Raw genomic sequence first — 3,251 nt, 5'->3', positions numbered from 1 at the left:
ACCACCACCCGCTTGATCCGCGCGAAATCGTGGAGCGGCTTCAGCGCCACGACCATCTGGGCCGTCGAGCAATTGGGGTTGGCGATGATGTTCTTGCGCCGATAGCCGGCGATCGCCTCGGGGTTCACCTCGGGCACGATCAGCGGAACGTCGGGGTCCATGCGGTAGAGGGAGCTGTTGTCGATGACGGTGCAGCCGGCGGCCGCAGCCCGGGGCGCGTAGACCTTCGATACTTCCGAGCCGGCGGCGAACAATGCCATGTCCCAGCCGGCGAAATCGAAATGCTCGATGTTCTTGACGCGGAATGTGCGGCCGGAATCGCCGAAGTCGATCTCGTCGCCGGTAGACTTGGGCGAAGCGACCGCGGCCACCTCGTCGGCTGGGAATTCCCGCTCCGCCAGGATGTTCAGGATCTCGCGCCCGACATTGCCGGTCGCGCCGACGACAACCACCCGATAACCCATTCGAACCGCTCCTCGCTAAGGGCGCGATGTAGGGCTTCGCGGGCGATTGTCCAACGGAGCCGCCTTAGCGGGCGGCGCCGGCGCCCTTGTTCTTCACCTCTCGGTTCATGAAGCGTTCGATGGTCGACCAGACATGCGGCGCGACCCGGCCGCCGACGGCGCTGTGGGTCTCGCCCGGATAGGTCATCACCTCGAACGGCCGGTTGGCCGCCTGGAGCCGCGCCATCATCTCGGTCGTGTTCTGGAACAGCACGTTGTCGTCGGCCATGCCGTGGATGAGGAGCAACGGGTCGGCGATCCTGGCCGCGTCTTCCAGCGCGCTTGCCTTGCGGTAGGGCTCTGGGTCGGTGGCCGGATTGCCCATATAGCGTTCGGTATAATGGGTATCGTAGAGTTCCCAGCGGGTGACGGGGGCGCCGGAGACGCCGGCTGCAAAGGCGTGTGGAGCGGCTTCGAGCAGCTTCAAGACCATATATCCGCCATAGGACCAGCCGAACACGCCCACCCGCTCCGGATCGACGAAAGGCTGCGCCTTGAGCCATTTGAGCGCGGCGAGCTGGTCCTCGACTTCGACTCCCCCCAGCGCGCGGTAAGCGGGCTTCTGAAAGGCCGTGCCTCTGCCCTCCTCGCCCCGGTTGGCGACTTCGAAAACGATCCAGCCCTGCTGCGCCAGATACTGGTCGATCGGCTTTACGAAACCTTTCTCGACGTCGCGGGCGGTGGGGCCGCCATAAACGTTGAAGAAGACCGGCGCCCGCTGGCCTGGCCTGAGCCCGGGCGGCAGCAAGATGGAATAATCGAGGTCCGTCTTCCCGTCCGCCGCCTTGAGCTTGCCGTAGCGCGGCGGCTGCGCGGCTGCGGCGGCATAGGGTGCCCAAGGGTGTTCGCCGGTGACGGCGTTCTGCTCGATCCAGGCGAGCCGCTGTCCCAACGCGTTAGCGAGGTAGACCTGGCTCGGCTGCGCGGGCGAGGAGGACGTGATGAGCGCATGGTGCCCAGCCGCATCCATCACTGCGCTGTTGCTGGTGCCGGGAACGGTCAGCCGCACGGGCTTCGCGCCCTTGCGGCGGTAGTTGAGCGAATAGAGGTGCCGCTCGGTCGTATCGTCCATGAAACCCGTGAAGAAGAGCTTGCCCGCCTGCTGGTCGACGCCGACGAGGCCGTCTGTCGCCCAGTCGCCGCTGGTGAGCTGCGCCAGCTTGCCCTTGTTCCAGCGGTAGAGGTGCTGGAAGCCGCTTCGCTCCGATGTCCAGATCAGGCTTCCGTCGCTCAACACCCGCAGGTCGTTGTGAAGGTTGATCCAGGTCGGCGAGCGCTCCGTGAAGAGCAAAGTCGATTTGCCGGTGGCTGCATCGACCCGAAGCACGTCCAGCCGTTTCTGGTCGCGGCTCTGGCGCTGGACGAGCAATGCGCTGCCGTCGGGCATCCAATCGACCCGCGCGAGATAGACATCGGGGTTGTCCCCGAGATCGGCCTTCACGTGACCGGTGCCGTCCGGATCCATCAAATAGAGGTCGACGGCTGCGTTGGGCGTGCCGGCGCGCGGGTAACGCTGCTCGAAGGTCGTCGTCTTTTCCGCCCCAATAGAGGCGCGCGTGGCGACTTCCACCTTGCTTTCATCGACCCGCGCGACGGCGATCCGCCGGTCGTTGGGGGCCCACCAATGTCCGCGGCTGCGACCCATCTCTTCCTGGGAGATGAATTCGGCGACGCCCCAGCTGATCGGACCGCCGCCGCCGCTGGTGAGCGCTCGGTCCCCGCCGGTGGGAAGCGCGATCACGTGCAGGTTCTGGTCCTTCACGAAAGAGACGTAGCGGCCGCTTTCACTGACGGTGGCGTCAAGCTCGCTGTCCGGCGTGTTGGTGAGCCGCTGCACGCCGCCGTTCAGGTCGGCAAGGTAAAGGTCGCCCTCCAACGGCACCAGGATATGCCGACCGTCCGGCGCCCATGAGTATGAGACGATGCCGGTAAGGGAGCCGATGCGGGCGCGTTCCCGCTGCATCTTCTCAGCCTCTGACAGGGCAGCGCCTGAGCCGAGCTTCTTCGAATCGACCAGCATCCGCGAGGAGCCGGTCGCGGTGTCGATCGCCCACAGATCGTAGCGCTGCCGGTCGTCCGGCCGGTTGCGGAGCAAGGTCACCAGCTTCCCGTCCGGCGAGAGCTTCAGCGCCCGGGGAGCAAGACCGGTGAGCGATGGGCTCGCGAAAATCCGTTCGATGGTGAGGCGCTGCTGCGCGGCGGCGGGGAGCGCTGGCACTGTGAGTGCGGCGGCGGCGAATGCGAGGAGGAGCGGCTTCATGATCGCTCCTTAGCCGCCGGAACGCAGCTTCGGAAGTGCAGCTTCGGCACCAAAAAAAGGGCGCGGACGATATGCCGTCCGCGCCCCTTTCTTTTGCGAAAGCGTCCGATCAGCCCTCGGCGTTTTCCGTGGCCGGAGTGGCGGTCGGAGCGGCAGCCTTGCTCTCCGGGCCTTGGCGGGTGTCGCGCCGCTCGGCGATGCGGGCGGCCTTGCCGGTGCGGCCCCGCAGGTAGTAGAGCTTCGCACGGCGGACGGCGCCGCGGCGGACGACTTCGATCGAATCGATGTTCGGGCTGTAGAGTGGGAAGACGCGCTCGACACCCTCGCCGAAGCTTATCTTGCGAACCGTGAAGGAGCTGCCGAGGCCGCGATTGGCGCGGGCGATGCAGACGCCTTCGAAATTCTGGACGCGGGTGCGGTCGCCTTCGACGACGCGGACGCCGACGCGGAGCGTGTCGCCGGGGCGGAACTCCGGAATGGCCTTGGTC

The 3,251-nt window shown here is 66.3% G+C and carries 3 protein-coding genes; all 3 read right to left on the bottom strand.

Annotated elements, in window-relative coordinates:
* On the bottom strand, positions 1 to 464 hold a 464-nt coding region (locus VF662_RS06170; RefSeq protein WP_464138921.1), incomplete at its 3' end, for an aspartate-semialdehyde dehydrogenase.
* Between the two features lie 64 nt (positions 465 to 528).
* Positions 529 to 2,763 (bottom strand): S9 family peptidase, encoded by a 2,235-nt coding sequence (locus tag VF662_RS06165; RefSeq protein WP_464138920.1) that lies wholly within the window; start codon positions 2,761 to 2,763, stop codon positions 529 to 531.
* A 109-nt stretch (positions 2,764 to 2,872) separates the two neighbouring features.
* On the bottom strand, positions 2,873 to 3,251 hold a 379-nt coding region (rplS, locus tag VF662_RS06160), incomplete at its 5' end, for a 50S ribosomal protein L19 (protein WP_464138919.1).

This window comes from Allosphingosinicella sp. (assembly GCF_036387215.1).
In the GTDB taxonomy this organism is placed as follows: domain Bacteria; phylum Pseudomonadota; class Alphaproteobacteria; order Sphingomonadales; family Sphingomonadaceae; genus Allosphingosinicella.
The sequence above is the reverse complement of the archived record's forward strand: the minus strand, read 5'-3'. Positions and strand labels throughout refer to the sequence as shown.